16 protein-coding genes and 2 rRNA genes are annotated in these 17,393 nt (G+C 69.9%); 15 read left to right on the top strand and 3 right to left on the bottom strand.

Features of this window, described 5'->3' with window-relative positions; translation table 11 throughout:
• The 4 genes from BLT23_RS31955 to BLT23_RS31940 form a co-directional block, all read left to right on the top strand.
• A 23S ribosomal RNA gene (locus tag BLT23_RS31955) occupies window positions 1–111 on the top strand; the annotation flags it as partial.
• A gap of 90 nt (window positions 112–201) precedes the next feature.
• Window positions 202–318: ribosomal RNA gene (gene rrf, locus BLT23_RS31950) — 5S ribosomal RNA — on the top strand.
• Between the two features lie 118 nt (window positions 319–436).
• Window positions 437–1,978 carry a deoxyguanosinetriphosphate triphosphohydrolase family protein gene (locus tag BLT23_RS31945; RefSeq protein ID WP_090056079.1) on the top strand — a complete coding sequence of 514 codons (1,542 nt, stop codon included), beginning with the start codon at window positions 437–439 and terminating at the stop codon, window positions 1,976–1,978.
• Between the two features lie 231 nt (window positions 1,979–2,209).
• Complete coding sequence (locus BLT23_RS31940; RefSeq protein ID WP_245744405.1) at window positions 2,210–4,930, top strand: S8 family serine peptidase; 2,721 nt, start codon at window positions 2,210–2,212, stop codon at window positions 4,928–4,930.
• A 167-nt stretch (window positions 4,931–5,097) separates the two neighbouring features.
• Here the strand turns inward: BLT23_RS31940 and BLT23_RS31935 are convergent, their stop codons facing one another.
• A complete protein-coding gene (locus BLT23_RS31935; protein WP_245744403.1) occupies window positions 5,098–5,904 on the bottom strand; it encodes a hypothetical protein in 807 nt (268 codons plus the stop codon).
• Window positions 5,905–6,283: 379 nt separating this feature from the next.
• Here BLT23_RS31935 and BLT23_RS31930 point away from each other — a divergent pair, with 379 nt between their 5' ends.
• From BLT23_RS31930 to BLT23_RS31905, 6 genes are read left to right on the top strand one after another with little or no spacing between them, the layout of a single operon-like run.
• Window positions 6,284–6,808, top strand: coding sequence for a hypothetical protein (locus BLT23_RS31930; RefSeq protein WP_090056178.1), 525 nt, complete (start codon window positions 6,284–6,286; stop codon window positions 6,806–6,808).
• Window positions 6,805–7,485, top strand: coding sequence for an acVLRF1 family peptidyl-tRNA hydrolase (locus tag BLT23_RS31925; protein WP_090056174.1), 681 nt, complete (start codon window positions 6,805–6,807; stop codon window positions 7,483–7,485). Before BLT23_RS31930 ends, BLT23_RS31925 begins: the two co-directional genes overlap by 4 nt.
• Before the next feature lie 31 nt (window positions 7,486–7,516).
• On the top strand, window positions 7,517–7,900 hold the full coding sequence (locus tag BLT23_RS31920; RefSeq protein ID WP_143036112.1) for a superantigen-like protein SSL4: 384 nt from the start codon (window positions 7,517–7,519) through the stop codon (window positions 7,898–7,900).
• 10 nt (window positions 7,901–7,910) lie between these two features.
• Window positions 7,911–8,414, top strand: coding sequence for a SigE family RNA polymerase sigma factor (locus BLT23_RS31915; protein ID WP_090056063.1), 504 nt, complete (start codon window positions 7,911–7,913; stop codon window positions 8,412–8,414).
• Window positions 8,414–8,866, top strand: a complete 453-nt coding sequence (locus BLT23_RS31910) for a hypothetical protein (protein WP_090056060.1) — start codon at window positions 8,414–8,416, stop codon at window positions 8,864–8,866. Before BLT23_RS31915 ends, BLT23_RS31910 begins: the two co-directional genes overlap by 1 nt.
• Before the next feature lie 18 nt (window positions 8,867–8,884).
• On the top strand, window positions 8,885–9,355 hold the full coding sequence (locus tag BLT23_RS31905) for a GNAT family N-acetyltransferase (RefSeq protein ID WP_090056056.1): 471 nt from the start codon (window positions 8,885–8,887) through the stop codon (window positions 9,353–9,355).
• Here BLT23_RS31905 and BLT23_RS31900 read toward each other — a convergent pair.
• A complete protein-coding gene (locus BLT23_RS31900) occupies window positions 9,283–10,197 on the bottom strand; it encodes an EamA family transporter (RefSeq protein WP_090056053.1) in 915 nt (304 codons plus the stop codon). The genes BLT23_RS31905 and BLT23_RS31900 overlap by 73 nt on opposite strands.
• 79 nt (window positions 10,198–10,276) lie before the next feature.
• Here BLT23_RS31900 and BLT23_RS31895 point away from each other — a divergent pair, with 79 nt between their 5' ends.
• Complete coding sequence (locus BLT23_RS31895; protein WP_090056050.1) at window positions 10,277–11,170, top strand: LysR family transcriptional regulator; 894 nt, start codon at window positions 10,277–10,279, stop codon at window positions 11,168–11,170.
• Between the two features lie 42 nt (window positions 11,171–11,212).
• On the opposite strand, the gene BLT23_RS31890 is transcribed toward BLT23_RS31895, so the two are convergent.
• A complete protein-coding gene (locus tag BLT23_RS31890) occupies window positions 11,213–11,977 on the bottom strand; it encodes an SDR family oxidoreductase (RefSeq protein ID WP_090056048.1) in 765 nt (254 codons plus the stop codon).
• Window positions 11,978–12,118: 141 nt separating this feature from the next.
• On the opposite strand from BLT23_RS31890, the gene BLT23_RS31885 reads away from it, so the two are divergent.
• From BLT23_RS31885 to BLT23_RS31870, 4 genes are all read left to right on the top strand, one after another.
• The gene (locus tag BLT23_RS31885; protein ID WP_090056045.1) at window positions 12,119–13,747 is read left to right on the top strand and encodes an ABC-F family ATP-binding cassette domain-containing protein; all 1,629 of its coding nucleotides are present in this window, start codon (window positions 12,119–12,121) and stop codon (window positions 13,745–13,747) included.
• A gap of 175 nt (window positions 13,748–13,922) precedes the next feature.
• A complete protein-coding gene (locus tag BLT23_RS31880; RefSeq protein WP_030473247.1) occupies window positions 13,923–14,132 on the top strand; it encodes a helix-turn-helix domain-containing protein in 210 nt (69 codons plus the stop codon).
• 59 nt (window positions 14,133–14,191) lie between these two features.
• Entirely contained in the window at window positions 14,192–15,007 is an 816-nt protein-coding gene (locus BLT23_RS31875; RefSeq protein WP_090056042.1) for an enoyl-CoA hydratase/isomerase family protein, read from the top strand.
• A 90-nt stretch (window positions 15,008–15,097) separates the two neighbouring features.
• Window positions 15,098–16,987 carry an ABC transporter ATP-binding protein gene (locus BLT23_RS31870; RefSeq protein ID WP_090056040.1) on the top strand — a complete coding sequence of 630 codons (1,890 nt, stop codon included), beginning with the start codon at window positions 15,098–15,100 and terminating at the stop codon, window positions 16,985–16,987.
• The last annotated feature ends 406 nt before the right edge of the window (window positions 16,988–17,393 follow it).

Raw genomic sequence — 17,393 nt, 5'->3', positions numbered from 1 at the left:
CACCCTTTGTGGGTTAAGGCCCCCAGCTAGACCACTGGGTTGATAGGCCAGAGGTGGAAGACCGGTAACGGTTGGAGCTGACTGGTACTAATAGGCCGAGGACTTGTTACAAAGACGCTACGCATCCACTGTGCGGTTCTGGAAGAACAACCAGGACCGATCGCGGCCCCTGCGGGGTTGCTGGTTGTAATTTCATAGTGTTTCGGTGGTTATAGCGTTGGGGAAACACCCGGTCCCATTCCGAACCCGGTAGTTAAGCCCTTCTGCGCCGATGGTACTGCACTGGTTACGGTGTGGGAGAGTAGGTCGCCGCCGAACTTCTTTCGAGAGGCCCCTGCGGGTCGAGCGCCACAAGCGCTCCCCGCGGGGGCCTTTTCGTACTGCTCACCTACGTCCTCAAGGGCGTCTGGGAGCGGGCGGTATACCTTCTACAACCATGCACAACGAGCAGCGCACCGCCCGGCGCTCCGCCGGCGTCGGACGTACCGCCGACCTCGCGACGAACCCGTTCCGCGTCGACAGGGACCGGGTCGCGAGCTCGCCGTTCTTCGCGCGGCTGGGCGGCGTGACCCAGGTCGTCAGCTCCACCGGGTCCGGGTTGCTCGTGCACAACCGGCTCACCCACAGCCTCAAGGTCGCCCAGGCGGCGCGGGCCATCGCGGAACGGCTCACGCACCGCCCTGAGCTGACCGCTGTGCTGGAGAAGCTCGGGGGGTGCGACCCGGACGTGGTGGAGGCGGCGGCGCTCGCCCACGACCTCGGGCACCCTCCGTTCGGTCATCTCGGCGAGCAGGTGCTCGACCGCCTGGCGCGGCACAGGTTCGGCCTCCCGGACGGGTTCGAGGGCAACGCGCAGTCGTTCCGCATCGTCACGACGACGGACGTGCGCGGGCCGAAGGCACTGGGGCTGGACCTGACCGTCGCGGTGCGCGCGGCGATGCTCAAGTACCCGTGGACGCGCCGCCAGCACCTCGGCATGGACGTCGCGCCGCGCGGTGCTTCGGAGCCGGAGGACATGCCGGGCACCGGCAGTTCGAAGTTCTCGGCCTACGTCACCGAGATGAACGACCTGCGTCAGTCGCGGGAACCGTTCGAGGGCCGCATCGAGTCGTGGCAGCAGACTGTCGAGGCGAGCATCATGGACACCGCGGACGACATCGCCTACGCGATCCACGACCTGGAGGACTTCCACCGGGTCGGTGTCCTGCAGCACGCGACGGTCGCGGCCGAGCTCGGCACGTGGCAGGCGCAGGCGCTCGACCTGGCGGGCCTGAGCGACGCCGAGCTCACCGCCGAGATCCGCATGCCGGGACGGTCGCTGGAGACGCTGCGCCGGCGCATGCACCTCAAGGACTCCTGGGTGATGAGCGACGAGGCGTTCATGCTGGCCGTCCGGAAGGTGAGCAAGGAGCTCGTGGACGGTCTGCTGGCGGTGCCGTTCGACGGCTCGGTCGAGGCGGAGCAGGCGGTCGCGGGTTTCAGCGCGAGGTGGACGCGCCGGCTCGTCGACGCGGTCGGCGTGATCGAGGAACCGACGCCGCGGTCGGGGCACGTGGTGCTCGCGGTGGCGCAGTGGCACGAGGTGCAGGTGCTGAAGTTCGTCCACCGGCGCTTCGTGTTGCTGCGTCCGGACCTTGCGTTGCACCAACGTGGACAGGCACGGTTGCTCAGCTCGCTGGTCGACGCGCTGGAACAGTGGGTGACCGACAGGGCCGAGGCGGATCGCTTGCCGCGCAGGCTGCACGACCTCGTCGAGCTGGCCGAAACGGAGTACGCCGGACTGGCCCGGACGGAGCCGTCCACATTGGTCGGCCCGACCGGTGAGGTGGCGACCGGTCCTGACGCGATCAGGGCGCTGGCACGCGGACGCGCCGTGGTGGACTTCATCGCGTCGCTCACCGACAACCAGGCGGCCGCGTTGCTGGAAGCACTATCCGGGCGAACCGGTCAGTTGTGGACGGATGCTTTTGTCCTGTGACGCTGTTCTGTGAAGTGTGATTGCGTCTGCTCAGTGGGAAGTAGCCCAATCGGATGCTGACTGTGATCACATGCGCACCATACGTTGGCGCCTCGACCGGGAATCTCCGGTCGCAGGCCGCGTGCTCGGGGGCACGCCAACGTTCGGGGGAGAAGCCCTGTGCGCCGATCTCGAAGAGGCACGACGTTAGTCACCGCAGGAACCGCAGTTCTTCTGGCCGCACTCACCGCCGTGACGCCCGCTTCCGCGGACCCGGTCAAGGCGTCGAAGACCATCACCGACCGCACCGCCGCGCAGATCGCCGCGTTGCAGAGCATCAAGAAGTCGCTCACCCCTGCTGAAGCCAAAGTGGACAGCACGCTGGTCGTCGAGGCCCGCAAGCGCACGCAGGCCGCCGCGACGAGCGCTCTTCCGCAGGTGCAGACCGGCGTTGCCGTGACGCCGCAGTCCACCACGCTCGTCGACATCCGCGCCGACAAGTACTCGGAGGACCTGGTCAACGCTGTCCGCGCGGCGGGCGGACAGATCAGGGCCGTGTCCCCCGAGCACCGCACGGTGCGCGCGGAGGTCCCTCTCGCGAAGCTCGCCCAGATCGCGGGGCGGTCCGACGTCTCCCGCGTGGAGGCAGGCAGCGACGCGATGACGCAGGACCTGAAGAACAAGCGGGACACCAAGTCCCGCAAGGCCGCTTCGTCCAAAGAGGACAAGGCGCGGGAGATCGAGCGCAGGCTCGCCGAGAAGCAGGTGTCGGTCCAGGCGGCCAAGGTCGCCGAGAGCGACAAGGCCCACAACGCGGAGGCCGCCCGTGACAGCTTCCGCGTGACCGGTGTCGGCACGAAGCTGTGCGCACTCTCCGACGGCATCGGCTCCCTGGCCGTGTCGCAGGCCGCGGGTGAGCTGCCGGCGGTCGACGTGCTGCCGGGTCAGGCGGGCTCCGGTGACGAGGGCACCGCGATGCTCGAGATCCTGCACGACATCGCGCCCAACGCGGAGCTCGGCTTCGCCACGGCGTTCAACGGTGACGCGAGCTTCGCCGACAACATCAAGAAGCTGCGCTTCCAGCTCGGCTGCGACGTCATCGTCGACGACGTCATCTACTTCAACGAGTCGCCGTTCCAGGACGGCATCATCGCGCGCGCCGTGGACGCGGTCGCCGCGGACGGTGCGCTGTACTTCTCCAGCGCGGGCAACCAGGGCAACGTCGCCGACGGCACCTCCGGCCACTACGAGGGCCAGTTCGTCGACTCGGGTGTGGGCGTCGGCAAGTTCGCGGGCACCGCGCACGACTTCAACCCGGACCCGAACGCCAAGCAGCTGTTCAACCCGCTGTCGAACTTCTCCGGCGACACCCCGGTCGTGCTGCACTGGGCGGACCCGCTGGGCCAGTCGTTCAACGACTACGACCTGTACCTGGTGAACGCCCAGGGCAACGTTGTCACGTTCAGCCAGAACAACCAGGACGGCGCGCAGGACCCGTACGAGCGCATCAACACGCCGAGCAGCTCGACGGGCACCCGCCTCGCGGTCGTGAAGTACCGCGGTGAGGACAAGTACTTCGCGCTGTCGCTGTTCGGCGGCCGGTTCGCCGACAGCAACGACGGACTCAAGAAGTACGTGACGCCGGGCACGATCCGCGGTCACGCCGCCGCCAACGGCGCGGTCGCCGTCGCGGCCGCCCCCGCCGCCGGCGCACTGCCGTTCGACCTCGAGCCCGGTGACCCGGCCAACCCGAGCGGCCCGTACCCCGGCGCGTACGACAGCACGCAGAAGCCGGAGCGCTTCACCTCCGACGGACCGCGCCGCACGTTCTTCGCGCCCGACGGCTCGCCTCTCGCCGAGGTGCGCCAGAAGCCGGACCTCACCGCCGCTGACGGCGTCACCACGTCGGTGCCGGGCTTCGCGCCGTTCTTCGGCACGTCCGCCGCAGCCCCGAACGCCGCCGCCATCGCCGGCCTGATCCTGTCCGGCAACCCGACGCTGTCGCCCGCCGAGGTCAGGGAAGCCCTTGTCACCACGGCGATCGACATCGTCGAGTCCGGTGTGGACAACCGCACCGGTGCCGGCATCGTGATGGCGGACGCCGCTCTCGCCTACACGGGCGCGTCGCCGCAGGCTTTGGCCCGCGCGCAGCAGCCGACGGTCGTGAACGACGCCGACGGCAGCAGCTTCCTCAAGCCCGGTACCACCGCGACCGTCACCGTCCCGGTGGCGAACAACGGTGACGGTTCCGCCGCGTCCACGTCCGTGGTCCTGACCACGACGGCCGCCGGCGTGACCATCGCGCCGCGCTCGAAGTACTACGGCAACATCGATCCCGGCCAGACGGTGTCCAACACCTACAAGGTGACGGTCCCCGCGACGGCAGGTCTCGGTTCCACCGTGAAGCTCGACGCGCGCGTGACCTACGCGGGCTCGACGTCGCCCACGACGAACTCGTTCACGCTCCGCGTGGGTGAGCCGTCCCGCGACTTCAAGACGTTCGCGTACACCGGTGCCCCGGTCGCCATCCCGGACAACGACCAGACCGGTGTGTCCATCTCGCTGCCCGTGACCGGTGTCGGCGCGGCGTCGAACCTGAAGTTCTCCGTCGACGGCTCTGCCTGCTCGTCGACCGAGGGGTCGACGACCGTCGGCATCGACCACACGTTCGTGGGCGACCTGGTCGGCACGCTGACCTCGCCGTCCGGCAAGACCGTGACGCTGTTCTCGCGGTCCGGCAGCAGCGGCAACAACATCTGCCAGGCCGTCTTCGAGGACTCGGCCACCAAGGCGTTCTCGACGGTGACCAGCGCCAACGCGCCGTTCACCGGCTCGTGGCTGGCTGCCGCGCCGTTGTCGTCGCTGACGGCGGACGGTGCGGACGGCACCTGGGTGTTCAAGGTCGCCGACGTCGTCTCGTCCGACCGGGGCTCGATCCGGTCGGTGACGCTCAGCATCGCCGGGTGGGTGTGACGCAGGTGAGCTCGTAGGTGAGTGGTGAGAGACCCCCGGCCCTCCAGGCCGGGGGTCTCTTGCTGTGGGCCGTGCTTAGAGGAGGACGGCTCGCTTCGCATCGCCGTGTACACGTCTGAGGGGCGCCTCCCAATCGGGAGGCGCCCCTCAGACGTGTACCGGGTGGGCTAGCGGTTCGGCCATTCCCAGCGGATGCCGAACACGCCCGGTCCGAACCCCAGGGCCACGGCGTGCACGCCGCCGCTCGAGTCCAGGGTCAGGTTGCGGCGGCGGGACGGGGTCTCGTCGCCTGCGGGGACGCTGTACTGCTGCACGCGGGACGGCAGGTTCGCCTCGTCGAAGCGGACCTCGATGACGTACTCGCGCACCGGGAGGCGGAACTTGCGTGCGAACGTGTTGTTGCCCTTCGGGGCGTGGCCCTCGGGAAACACCAGCTGGTATTCCATGATGAGGGTCTCGCCGCGGGTCAGCGGGCGTTCGAACATCATCTCCGCGACCATGATGTTGGCTTCGTGGTCGCGGGCGATGCGGCCGAGGTGGCAGTTGCGCACGTTCACGATCTCGGGGAGCACGTCGGACTCCTCGGTCTCGAACACGAGCGCCCAGCGGTCCGGGCCGTCCTGTTCCGCTCGCAGGATCTGGCGCACCCACACTGATTTCTGCCCGCCGTCGGCAGAGATCTCGATGCGGTCGTGCTGGCTGATCCTGCCGAGCTTCAGGTCGGAGGACGTGTCGACCTTGGAGAGCAGGTTCGCGACCCGCTCACGTCGTGCCCAGAGGGCGTCGATCGGCATCATCGTCGTCGGACGGCACCTGCGGCCACGGGGCCGTGGTGGGCCGAGCAGCGCCGACAGGCCCGACTGAGGTACGCCGAGCACCGACTCGAGGTGCCGGAGCGCCTCCAGCGACTCAGGGCGCTCGGGCCTTCGCCTTCCTGACTGCCAGTAGCTGAGCGTCGCGACGCTGATGGTCACTCCGCGCAGTGCCAACCGGTGCTGAATGCGGTCGAGACTGAGTCGGCTCGCCTTGATCGCCGCCCTCAACGCTTCGGGGAAAGGTCCCGTCGTCAAGAGTTGCGTAAGGCTGCCGTGGCCCGTTGAGTCTGTGTCGTCAACGGTCAGTGTTGGTCGACCGGCAGCAGTCGTCATGGTGACTCCCCGCTGTCATAAGATCACGCCCCAGTGACCCTACCCGCCCGTGAACACCGCTGGTCGAGACCGGATGGAGTCAATGGTTAATCCATACGGTTGATGAGTTCACGCTTTGGAGACTCATCTGTCAAGCGATTCGAACTCATCGGTAACTTCTTTGTGCGTTCACGCGGCGTGTTGAGATGGCTCTAGTGTGTGCACGGTGAACGACTCCGACGTGCTGACCTCCGTGGCCGGCGCGGTGCTCGGACCCGGCTCGCACGCGGTCGTCGACCTGCTCGACGTCGTGCCCGGTGTCCAGGTCGACGCGGTGCGGGCCACCGACGACCTCCTGCCCCGCCTGGCGTTCGAGGAGTCGCTCGCCAACATATTCATGCTCGCCCACGCGTCGTTGCGTCCCGGCGGGGTCCTGGTAGCCGCGGTGCCCGAGCTGGACCGGCTCGGTGCGTTCAGGCCCACCGCGCCGCCGCCCAAGGTGCACGGTGACCGGGTCACGTTGCAGCTGTGGGACTGGGCGCCCGACGGCCTCTCGTACGGGCTGGAGGTCGTGACGCTGCTGCGCCGCGAGTCGGGGTGGGAGATCTCCGCGTCCGCCTCCACGCGGCACCGGGTGCTCTCCGCCGCCGAGATGGACGCCGCGCTGCACGCCGCCGGGTTCACGACGGTCCAGCGGCTCGCGCCGGGGGAGAGCGGCTCGCGCGTGCCGGTGTGGGTGGCGGTCAGATGAGTCGCGTGCGGCCCGTTCCCGGTGGGCGGGCCGTCGAGGTCGAACCCGAACGGGTCGCCGGGTGGGTCGGCCGGTTCGCCGAACGGCACGGGGCCGTCGAGGTCCGCGTGACGGACGCCGAGGTATGCGTGGAAGCCGCGGACGGCGCGACGGCCACCTTCGCCACGCGTGGTGGCGCCACGCTGGACGAGGTCGTGGAGAGGCTGGCGGAGCCGCGCCGGGTCGGGCTGGTGCTCGTGCGGCTCGGTGGTCACAGCGTCGGGGTGGCGTTCGGCGGGCGGGTCGAGGTGTCGGCGACCGACCGGAAACAGGTGCACGGCCGCATCAGGGCGGGCGGGTGGTCGCAGCAGCGGTTCGCCCGGCGTCGTGAAGGACAGGCCCGCGTCGCGTTGCAGGCGGCGGCGGACGACGTGTTCCGTGTCCTCGTCCCGAGGCTCGCTCAGCTGGACGGTGTGGTCCTCGGCGGCGACAGGCAGGCGTTGGACGTCCTGCGCGACGACCGCAGGCTCACGGGCGTCTTCCGCATGGCGGGGGATCGCGTCATGGACGTCCCGGAACCCCGGCGAGCCGTCCTGGACGAGGCCGCTGAACGGGCCCGCTGTGTCGAGATCGTGATCCAGGACACACGGGCAACCGGATCCGGGCCCGTCCGCATGGATACGGGTGAGGGTGCCTGAACCTGGCACCACCGACCCGCTGGAGCCGCAAGTGCGCAAACGAATGGTGATCGTGGCCGGAGCCGTGGCACTGGGAGCCGTCGGCATCGCGGTGCCGGCGATGGCGTTGAACGGCGGCGGCAGCACCCCCGCGAACGCCCCGTCGTCCGTGCCGGTCACGCCGTCGCCCTCCTCGGTGTTGCCGACGCCGATCGCGACCACGCCGGAACACCCCTCGACCACGGTCGAGCCACCGATCGCGACGAGTCCGGACGCCACGACGCGGCCGTCGACGACCACGCGGGAGCCGATCGCGACGACGCCGGAGGCCACGCAGACCACCAGGCCGAAGCCGTCGCAGCCGGTCGCGACGACGCCGGTCGCCACGACCCCGCAGGCCCCGTCGCAGCCGGTCGCCACGACCCCGGCCCGTTGAGGAGCCACCGCTGAACTGGGAGGCCGAGTTCACCGACTGCTTCGACCGGTACGCCGACTCGATGCGGTTCACCGCGTTCTTGATGAGCGGGAGCTGGCACGAGGCGGAGGACGTCATGCAGTCGGCGTTCTTGAAGCTCTACCTGGCCGGTCCGAAGCTCGCTGACCGGACGGGGCTCGAACCGTACCTGCGCAAGATCGTCGTGCGGACGTTCCTCGCCGAACGCCGCAAGGTGCGCTGGCGCAGGGAGAAGCTGACGGACACGCCGCCAGAGGGCCTGTCCTCCGTTCCCGGAGCGGAGGACAGGCTCGTCCTGTGGCAGGCGCTCGGCGCGGTGCCCGCACGGCAGCGCGCTGTCCTCGTGCTGCGCTATTGGCACGATCTCGGTGTGGAGGAGACGGCGGCCGCGCTGAACTGCTCGACCGGCACGGTCAAGTCGCAGAGCAGCAAGGGCCTGGAGACGCTGCGGCGGAAGCTGGGGCCGGAGTTCGACCACTTGAGGCTGGAGGTGTGATGGTTCGCGAAGACGACCTGCGGGCGACTTTCTCCGCTCTGCACGCGGAGGACGCGCCGCCGCGTGCCGTCACGGCAGCCGACGTGATCCGGCGCGGCCGGACCGTGCGCACCCGGCGGCGGACCATCGCGGTGGCCGGGACGGGGCTCGCGACCGTGGCCGTCGTGGGCGTGGCGCTCGCGGTGCTGCCTCCCGCGGCGTCCCCTGAACAGCTGGACCCCGGGCCGTCCACGACGACGACGTCGCAGGTGCCGTCCACCACGCCACCTCCTTCGCCGAACTCCGTCGAGACGACGCCGTCGAGGACGCTGCCGGTGACCGTCACGCCGCCGTCGATCCCCGTCACGAACAACCCGGTGCCTCCGGTCGCGTCGGCTCCGCCGGAAACGACCACCACGGAGGTGGGCCGACCGGGGGCATCGACGCAAACCACGCCCGCCACGTCGCGGTGAGCGGCAGGATGCGGCGCCATGAACGCTCAGGTCCGCCTGGTCGAGGTCACCGACGCCAACCGTGACGCGGTGGTGGCGGTGCGGGTGCGTTCCGGCCAGGAGCGGTTCGTCGCGTCCGTGGAGCGGTCGTTCCTGGACGCGCGGGAGCATCCCGAAGCCGAACCGTGGTACCGCGCCGCCTACGACGGTGACGAGCCCGTCGGGTTCGTCATGCTGAGCTGGAACCTGACCCCGGGACCGGGGCTGCTCGGGCCGTACTTCCTGTGGCGGCTGCTGATCGGCGCGCCGCACCAGGGTCGCGGCTACGGCACCGCGATCCTGGACCAGGTCGTCGACCTGCTGCGGGCGGACGGGGCGACCGAGCTGCTGACCAGCTGCGTGCCGGGGGACGGATCGCCCCAGCCGTTCTACCTGCGCTACGGGTTCGTGCCGACCGGCGAGACCGACGAGGACGGCGAGGTCGTCCTGAGGCTGGACCTCGGCTGCTGACGGGCGGGACGCTGGCTCGCGACGATCGCGGTCAGCGCGAGGGCGAACCCGGTGAGCTGGACGGCGTCGAGCGTCTGACCGAGCACGACGACGCCGAGCAGCGCGGCGACCATCGGCGACAGCAGGCCGAGCATCGAGACGGACGTGACGGGCAGCGTGGTGATCGCGCGGAACCACAGCACGTACGCGAGCAGCCCGCCGACGATCCCCAGCCACAGGTAACCGGCCAGCGCGCCGAGCCCGATCGCGGGCGGCGCGCCCTCGAACACGAACGTGACGGGCACCAGGAACAGCCCGCCCGCCGTGAGCTGCCAGCCCGCGAACGCCGTCGGACCGGCCTGGGCGGGCCTGCCCCACTTCTTCGTCAGCGTCACGCCGAGCGCCATCGTCGCCGCGCCGCCCAGCCCCGCCAGCACACCGACCACGTCGAACCCGGCAGCGGGCCCGAGCACCACGAGCCCCACGCCGACGGCCCCCGCCACGCCCCACGCGAGCCGCCACGCCGACGGGCTCTCCTTCAGCACTCCCACCGCCAGCAATGCCACCACGAGCGGCTGCGCGGCCCCGAGCGTGGCCGCCACGCCGCCGGGCAAGCGTTCGGCGGCGATGAACAGGAACGGGAAGAACAGGCCGATGTTGAGCACCCCGAGCGCCGCCGCCCGACCCCACCACGCGCCGCGCGGCAACGTCTTCGTCAGCGCCAGCGCGACCAGGCCCGCGGGCAACGACCGGAGCAGCCCCGCGAACAGCGGGTGCCCGACCGGCAGCAGCTCGGTCGTGACCACGTAGGTGGATCCCCAGACGACCGGCGCGAACGCCGCCAGCGCGATGCCTCTGTTCATGTCCTCCAGTGTTCGACCGCCGGATCGATGAGTCCAACACATGCTTTTCATCCCATCCATCGCGATTCAAGATGGATCGGTGGAACTCCAGCAGATGCGGTACGTGGTGGCGGTGGCCGAGACGGGCAGCTTCACGAAGGCGGCACGGCGGTGTCACGTCGTGCAGTCGGCGCTGAGCCACCAGATCGCCCGCCTCGAACGCACGCTGGGCGCGCGGCTGTTCGACCGCACCAGCCGCAGCGTCCGCCTGACCCCGGCCGGCGCGGCGTTCCTGCCTTCCGCACGGCAGTGCCTCGACTTCGCCGAACGAGCGGAGGCGGAGGTCGCGGCGGCGGTGGGGGAAGTGCGCGGCCGGGTCACGATCGGTGTGATCCCGACCGTCGCGGCGGTGGACCTGCCGGCGGCGTTGAAGACGTTCCGGGAGCGATATCCACACGTTCGGGTGGCTCTGCGGGTGCAGCCGAGCCACGAGCTCGTCGAGCAGGTCCGGTCCGGTGCGCTCGACTTGGCGTTCCTCGGGTTGCCGGACGCTGTGCGCCCTACGGGCGTGCGTGGGCACGTGATGGCACACGACCGGCACGTCGCCGTGGTGTCGCCTTCACACGCCTTCGCCGAGCTCGATCAGGTGACTTTGCCGGAGCTGGCGGGGGAGCTGTTCGTCGACTTCCCCGCCGGGTCGCCGGGGCGGACGCAGTCGGACCGGGCGTTCGCGGGTGCCGGGCTGCACCGCGAGGTGGCGTTCGAGGTGACGACCGCGGAGCTGATGGCCGGGTTGATCCGCGAAGCGCTGGCGGTGGCCGTGCTGCCGTCGAGGTACACGCCCCGGTTGAGCGGGGTGACGACGCTGCCGGTGGTGGACGGGCCTTCTCGGGTGGAGCACCTGGTGTGGGGCGCGGGTGGGCTGACTCCCGCTGCCGCGGCTTTTTTGGACGTGCTCGGGGTCGCCGACGCTGCCGGTGCTGTTCAGGTCTGATTTCGCTGTCCTGAGTGGACGGTGGCTTCGTCGCGGCGGGACTCAGCCCGCTGTGCCGGTGGCGAGCAGCCCGCCGTCCACCCGCACCGTCTCGCCGGTGATCCACGAAGCGGCGTCCGAGCAGAGGAACGCCACGAGGCCCGCGACGTCCTCCGGCGTGCCGAAGCGCTTCATCGGGTACGCCTGCGTCCCTTCCTCCTCGCGCCCGCTCCACAGCGCCTCGGCGAACTTCGTCTTCACCACGGCGGGTGCGACGGCGTTCACGCGCACCTTCGGTCCCAGCTGCCACGCCAGTTCTTCGGTCAGACGGATCAGTGCGGCCTTGGAGGCGCCGTACGCGCCGATGACGCCCGTGGACCGGATGCCGCCGATGGACGCGATGTTCACGACGGCGCCGCCGTGTTCGCTCATCCACGCCTTCCACGCGAGCTGCGTGAAGCCGAGCGCTGCCACGACGTTGACGTCGAAGATCTTCCGGACGGCGTTGAGGTCGGCCTCCATCAGGAAGCCGAACTGCGGGTTGATGCCGGTGTTGTTGACGAGCACGTCGAGACTGCCGAACTCCTCGACGGTGCGCGCCACGACCTCCTCGCGCGAGGCGTCGTCGCCCGCGTTGCCCTGGATCGCCAGCACCCGGCCGCCCGTGTCGGCCTGGAGCTGCCGCGCCGCCTCGGCGAGCTGGTCGGCCTTGCGGCCGGTGATCGTGACGGACGCGCCGCGGGTGAGGAGCTCGCGCGCGATGCCGAGGCCGATGCCGCGGGAGGCGCCGGTGACCAGCGCGGCCTTGCCCGAGAAGTCTTCGCTCATGGCAGGTGAATCTATGCGTCCGGACACAGGTGGGAAATTCGATGGTCGCGATCCCGTAGAATCGGACGTGTGATCATCCTCCTGGAGTAGGCCGCCGAGTACGTGCCGTCCTTTTGCCGTACCCACCTACCGGAGTTTCTCTTGATCACCGCAACCGACATGGAGTTGCGCGCGGGCTCACGCATTCTCGTGAGCGGCGCCAACCTGCGCGTCCAGCCCGGCGACCGGATCGGCCTCGTCGGCCGCAACGGTGCCGGCAAGACCACCTCGCTGCGCGTTCTCGCGGGTGAGGGCGAGCCGTACGGCGGCACCATCACCCGCAAGGGCGAGCTCGGCTACCTGCCCCAGGACCCGCGCGAGGGCGACCTGTCCGTCATCGCCAAGGACCGCGTGCTGTCCGCGCGCGGCCTCGACCAGCTGCTCCGCGACATGGAGAAGGCCCAGTCGAAGATGGCCGAGCTGGTCGACGCCGACGAGCTCGAGACAGCCGTCCGCAAGTACGGCAGGCTCGAGGAGCGCTTCGCGGCGCTCGGCGGGTACGCCGCCGAGTCCGAGGCCGCGCGGATCTGCTCGAACCTGGGCCTGCCGGACCGCGTGCTCGCGCAGCCGCTGAGCACCCTCTCCGGCGGTCAGCGCCGCCGCGTCGAGCTGGCGCGCATCCTGTTCGCCGCCTCCGAGGCCGGTGTCGGCGCCAAGTCGAGCACGATCCTGCTGATCGACGAGCCGACGAACCACCTGGACGCCGACTCGATCACGTGGCTGCGCGGCTTCCTCAAGTCGCACGACGGCGGTCTCGTCGTGATCTCGCACGACGTCGAGCTGCTCGACGACGTCGTGAACAAGGTGTGGTTCCTCGACGCGATGCGCGGCGAGGTCGACATCTACAACCTCGGGTGGAAGAAGTACCTGGAAGCCCGTGCGACGGACGAGAAGCGCCGCCGCCGTGAGCGCGCCAACGCCGAGAAGAAGGCCGGCGCGCTGATGATGCAGGCCGCCAAGATGGGCGCGAAGGCCACGAAGGCCGTCGCCGCGCAGAACATGGCGAAGCGCGCGCAGAAGCTGCTCGACGGTCTCGACGAGGAGCGGCAGAGCGACAAGGTCGCGAAGATCCGCTTCCCCGCGCCCGCGCCGTGCGGCAAAACTCCTTTGATGGCCGAGGGTCTGAGCAAGTCCTACGGCTCGCTGGAGATCTTCACGGGTGTCGACCTCGCGATCGACAAGGGTTCCCGCGTCGTCGTGCTCGGCTTCAACGGCGCCGGCAAGACGACGTTGCTGCGGTTGCTCGGCGGTAGCGAGAAGGCGGACGCGGGCGAGGTCGTGCCCGGTCACGGCCTGAAGATCGGCTACTTCGCGCAGGAGCACGAGACGCTCGACCACAGCGCGTCGGTGTGGGAGAACATCCGCCACATGGCGCCGGACGAGCAGGAACAGCGGCTGCGCTCGTTGCTCGGCACGTTCCTGTTCAGCGGCGAGCAGCTGGAGCAGCCCGCGGGCACGTTGTCCGGTGGCGAGAAGACGAGGCTGGCGCTCGCCGGTCTGGTGTCGTCCGCGGCCAACGTGCTGCTGCTCGACGAGCCGACCAACAACCTCGACCCGGCCTCGCGCGAGCAGGTGCTCGACGCGCTGCGCCGCTACGAGGGCGCCGTCGTGCTGGTGACGCACGACCCCGGTGCGGTCGAGGCGCTCGAACCCGAGCGGGTGATCCTGCTGCCCGACGGCACAGAGGACCACTGGTCCGAGGACTACCTCGACCTCGTCCAACTGGCGTGATCTCCACGTCTCAAAGAACTACCGTGCGCGTTCTGTGATCAACTGTCTGTGATCGAATCGACCGTTCGGCGATCTCTTTGCTTGATCACCTGGCGTTCTGCCGGTTCCTGTTCGATCATTGCGACGACAGGGGCCGTAGAACGGCCCGACCTGCTCGTACGGAAGGCGGGACAAGGTGGCTGACCTGAAGAAGGGTGCCCGGATCACCGGCGCCACGCGGGACAAGCTGGCCGCTGACCTGAAGAAGAAGTACGAAAAGGGCGCGAGCATCCGGGCTCTGGCTGAGAGCACCGGACGTTCCTACGGCTTCGTGCACCGGGTTCTGTCGGAATCCGGCGTCACGCTGCGCGGTCGCGGTGGCGCCACCCGGACGAAGAAGAAGTAGCTCCGAACCAGACTGCTACTCTCCGGTAACTAGCTTCTAGTTCGCCGGAGGTAGGACTCATGCCAGTGCCCACCATCGACGCTGGTGTGCTCGAGCGCGGTGGCGTTCGGCTCGCGATCTCGGGGCCGCTCGCGACCATCACGCTCGATCGTCCCGACGTGCTCAACGCGCAGACGCCCGCCACCTGGCAGGCGTTGCGGCACATCGGCGAGCAGCTGGACCCGGACGTCCGAGTCGTGGTCGTCCGGGGTTCCGGTCGCGCCTTCTCGGCGGGACTGGACCGGCGGATGTTCACCGGTGAGCCGATCGACGGCGAGCCCGGCGGTCTCGGCGCGCTGCTCTCGGTGCCCGCGCAGGAGGCGGACGCCAAGATCGCGTCGTACCAAGCCGGGTTCACCTGGTTGAGCGACCCGGCACGCGTGACGATCGCCGCGGTGCAGGGGCATGCCATCGGCGCGGGTTTCCAGCTCGCGCTGGCGTGCGACTTCCGCGTGCTCGCCGAGGACGCGCAGTTCTGCATGGCCGAGACCGGGCTGGGCCTGGTGCCGGACCTCGGCGGGACGCTGCCCCTCGTGCGACTCGTGGGGTACTCGCGCGCGGCCGAGCTGTGCGTGACTTCGCGCCGCGTGTCGGCGGAGGAGTCGCTGCGGATCGGCCTCGCGAACTCCGTCGTGCCCGTGGACGGCCTGGACGCGGCCGTCGAGGAGCTCGCGGCCTCGGTGCTGAAGCACGACGCCGGCGCGGTGCGGGAGACGCTCGCGCTCATCGTGTCGGCGGCGTCGGGTGTCGACCTGCAGACCCAGACCGCCATTGAGCGGTCCGCCCAGCTGCGCAGGCTGGGGGCGTTCGCCGCCGCCATGTCCGCTCAGAGCTGAACCTTTTCGCGGCCCGAGCGGTCCGCGAAGGAATTGTCAGACCTCTGTGCTGTTCTAGTCAGCGTGGACGGCTACAGCTCTTGGCGATTCATGATGGGGGTCACCTCGGACGCACCGGCGAAGGTGCGCCGCGGCACCCTCCGGCGCGTGCTGACCTTCGCCCGGCCGCACCGGGCGAAGCTCGTGGTGTTCCTCCTGCTCACGGTGATCGCGTCGGTCCTGGCGGTCAGCACCCCGCTGCTCGCCGGCCGCGTGGTCGACGCGATCGTGGGCGGCTCGGCGCCGTCTGTTGTGGTGTGGCTGGCGGTGGTCATCGCGGTGATCGCGGTGGTCGACGCCGGGCTGGGGGTCGTCGAGCGGTGGCAGTCCACCCGGATCGGTGAAGGTCTGATCTACGACCTCCGCCGCGCCGTGTTCGGGCACGTGCAGAAGATGCCCGTCGCGTTCTTCACCCGCACGCGCACCGGCGCGCTGGTCTCCCGCCTGAACAACGACGTGATCGGTGCCCAGCGCGCCTTCACCTCGACGCTGTCCGGCTTCGTCACGAACATCATCCAGCTGGTGCTGTCCCTGGGCGTGATGTTCACCCTGTCGTGGCAGGTGACCGCGCTGGCGCTGGTGCTGCTGCCGGTGTTCGTGCTGCCCGCCAAGCGGATGGGCCGCCGGATGGCGGACATGCAGCGCGAGGCGTCCGCGCTGAACGCGTCGATGGTCACCCAGTCGACCGAGAGGTTCTCGGCGCCGGGCGCGACGCTCGTGAAGCTGTTCGGCCGGCCCGACCGCGAGGACGAGGAGTTCGGCGAGAAGGCCGCGAAGGTCCGCGACATCGGTGTCCGCACGGCGATGGCCACCCGCTGGTTCATGACGGGCCTGACGCTCGTGTCGGCGCTCGCCCAGGCCCTGGTGTACGGGCTGGGCGGCTACCTGGCGCTGACCGGCCACCTGGCAGCCGGTGCCGTGGTGTCGCTGGCGCTGCTGCTGACCCGCCTCTACGGGCCGCTGACCGCCCTGGCCAACGCCCGCGTCGACCTGATGACGGCGCTGGTGTCGTTCGAGCGCGTCTTCGAGGTGCTCGACCTGGAACCCATGATCAAGGAACGCCCCGACCCCCGCACCGTGCCGTCCGGCCCGGTCTCGGTGGAGTTCGAGGACGTCCGGTTCGCCTACCCGTCGGCAGACAAGGTGTCGCTCGCCTCGCTGGAGTCGGTGGCCACTCTGGACACCCGCGGCGGCGAAGAGGTGTTGCACGGCATCAGCTTCGAGGCGAAGGCGGGCCAGCTGGTGGCCGTCGTCGGCTCGTCCGGCGCGGGCAAGTCGACGCTGGCCTCCCTGGTGCCGAGGCTCTACGACGTCGACTCCGGCGCGGTGCGACTGTCCGGAGTGGACGTCCGCGACCTGTCCTTCGACTCGCTGCGGGGCGCCGTGGGCGTGGTGACGCAGGACGGCCACCTGTTCCACGACACGATCCGCGCCAACCTCGAGTACGCCTCGCCAGGAGCCTCCGACGACGACCTGTGGGACGCACTGCGCCGCGCCCGCCTCCTGGACCTCGTGACCTCGCTACCGGACCAGCTCGACACAGTCGTCGGCGAACGCGGCTACCGCCTCTCCGGCGGCGAACGCCAACGCCTGACCATCGCCCGCCTGCTGCTGGCCAAGCCACGCGTCGTCATCCTCGACGAGGCCACCGCCCACCTCGACTCGGAGTCCGAAGCGGCCGTGCAGGAAGCCCTGACCGAGGCCCTGAACGGCAGGACCGCCATCGTCATCGCCCACCGCCTGTCCACGATCCGCAACGCCGACCAGATCCTGGTCCTGGAGCACGGCGACATCGTCGAACGCGGCACCCACACCGAACTGATGACGGCCGAGGGCCGCTACGCGGACCTCTACAACACCCAGTTCGCCCAGCCACCCGCGGTAGGCGTGTTACCCACCCCGAAGTTCAGCGATCGCTCAGAGGTGGCCCCCAGCCACTGACCCCCATCGCTTCTGACCCCTGCGTTCGCGCCATGCCGCGCATGGGCGCGGGTGCGGCGGGTGTGTCGGCGCGCTGGGCAGGCTGGCAAGGCGGCTCGGTGAGGTTGGCTGAGGCCGGGCTGGCGCGAGCCGGGCGGGCGAGAGGGCTGGGCGGGCGAAAGAGCCGGGCGTGGCGCGCTGGGCGAGGTGGACTTGGCGCGCGGCAGGGGCGCAAAGGGCGGGTGGGTGAAGGGCGGGACGCGAGGCTGGGGGACCCCATTTGCCGCAAGCTGTCCCCGCCAACCGACACCCCGGCAACCGCACGCGCACCCCGTCACCGACCATCCGCGTCTGACCATCCGCGTCTGACCATCCGCGTCTGACCATCCGCGTCTGACCATCCGCGTCTGACCATCCGCGTCTGACC

Source organism: Lentzea fradiae, assembly GCF_900100955.1.
Classification (GTDB): domain Bacteria; phylum Actinomycetota; class Actinomycetes; order Mycobacteriales; family Pseudonocardiaceae; genus Lentzea; species Lentzea fradiae.
The sequence above is the reverse complement of the archived record's forward strand: the minus strand, read 5'-3'. Positions and strand labels throughout refer to the sequence as shown.

What these genes read in the sequence shown, in the direction of transcription:
- BLT23_RS31870 (WP_090056040.1), top strand. Translation starts at nt 15,098, where the DNA reads ATGATGGGGGTCACCTCGGACGCACCGGCGAAGGTGCGCCGCGGCACC.
- BLT23_RS31890 (WP_090056048.1), bottom strand. Translation starts at nt 11,977, where the DNA reads ATGAGCGAAGACTTCTCGGGCAAGGCCGCGCTGGTCACCGGCGCCTCC.
- BLT23_RS31910 (WP_090056060.1), top strand. Translation starts at nt 8,414, where the DNA reads ATGGTTCGCGAAGACGACCTGCGGGCGACTTTCTCCGCTCTGCACGCG.
- BLT23_RS31900 (WP_090056053.1), bottom strand. Translation starts at nt 10,197, where the DNA reads ATGAACAGAGGCATCGCGCTGGCGGCGTTCGCGCCGGTCGTCTGGGGA.
- BLT23_RS31905 (WP_090056056.1), top strand. Translation starts at nt 8,885, where the DNA reads ATGAACGCTCAGGTCCGCCTGGTCGAGGTCACCGACGCCAACCGTGAC.
- BLT23_RS31945 (WP_090056079.1), top strand. Translation starts at nt 437, where the DNA reads ATGCACAACGAGCAGCGCACCGCCCGGCGCTCCGCCGGCGTCGGACGT.
- BLT23_RS31925 (WP_090056174.1), top strand. Translation starts at nt 6,805, where the DNA reads ATGAGTCGCGTGCGGCCCGTTCCCGGTGGGCGGGCCGTCGAGGTCGAA.
- BLT23_RS31875 (WP_090056042.1), top strand. Translation starts at nt 14,192, where the DNA reads ATGCCAGTGCCCACCATCGACGCTGGTGTGCTCGAGCGCGGTGGCGTT.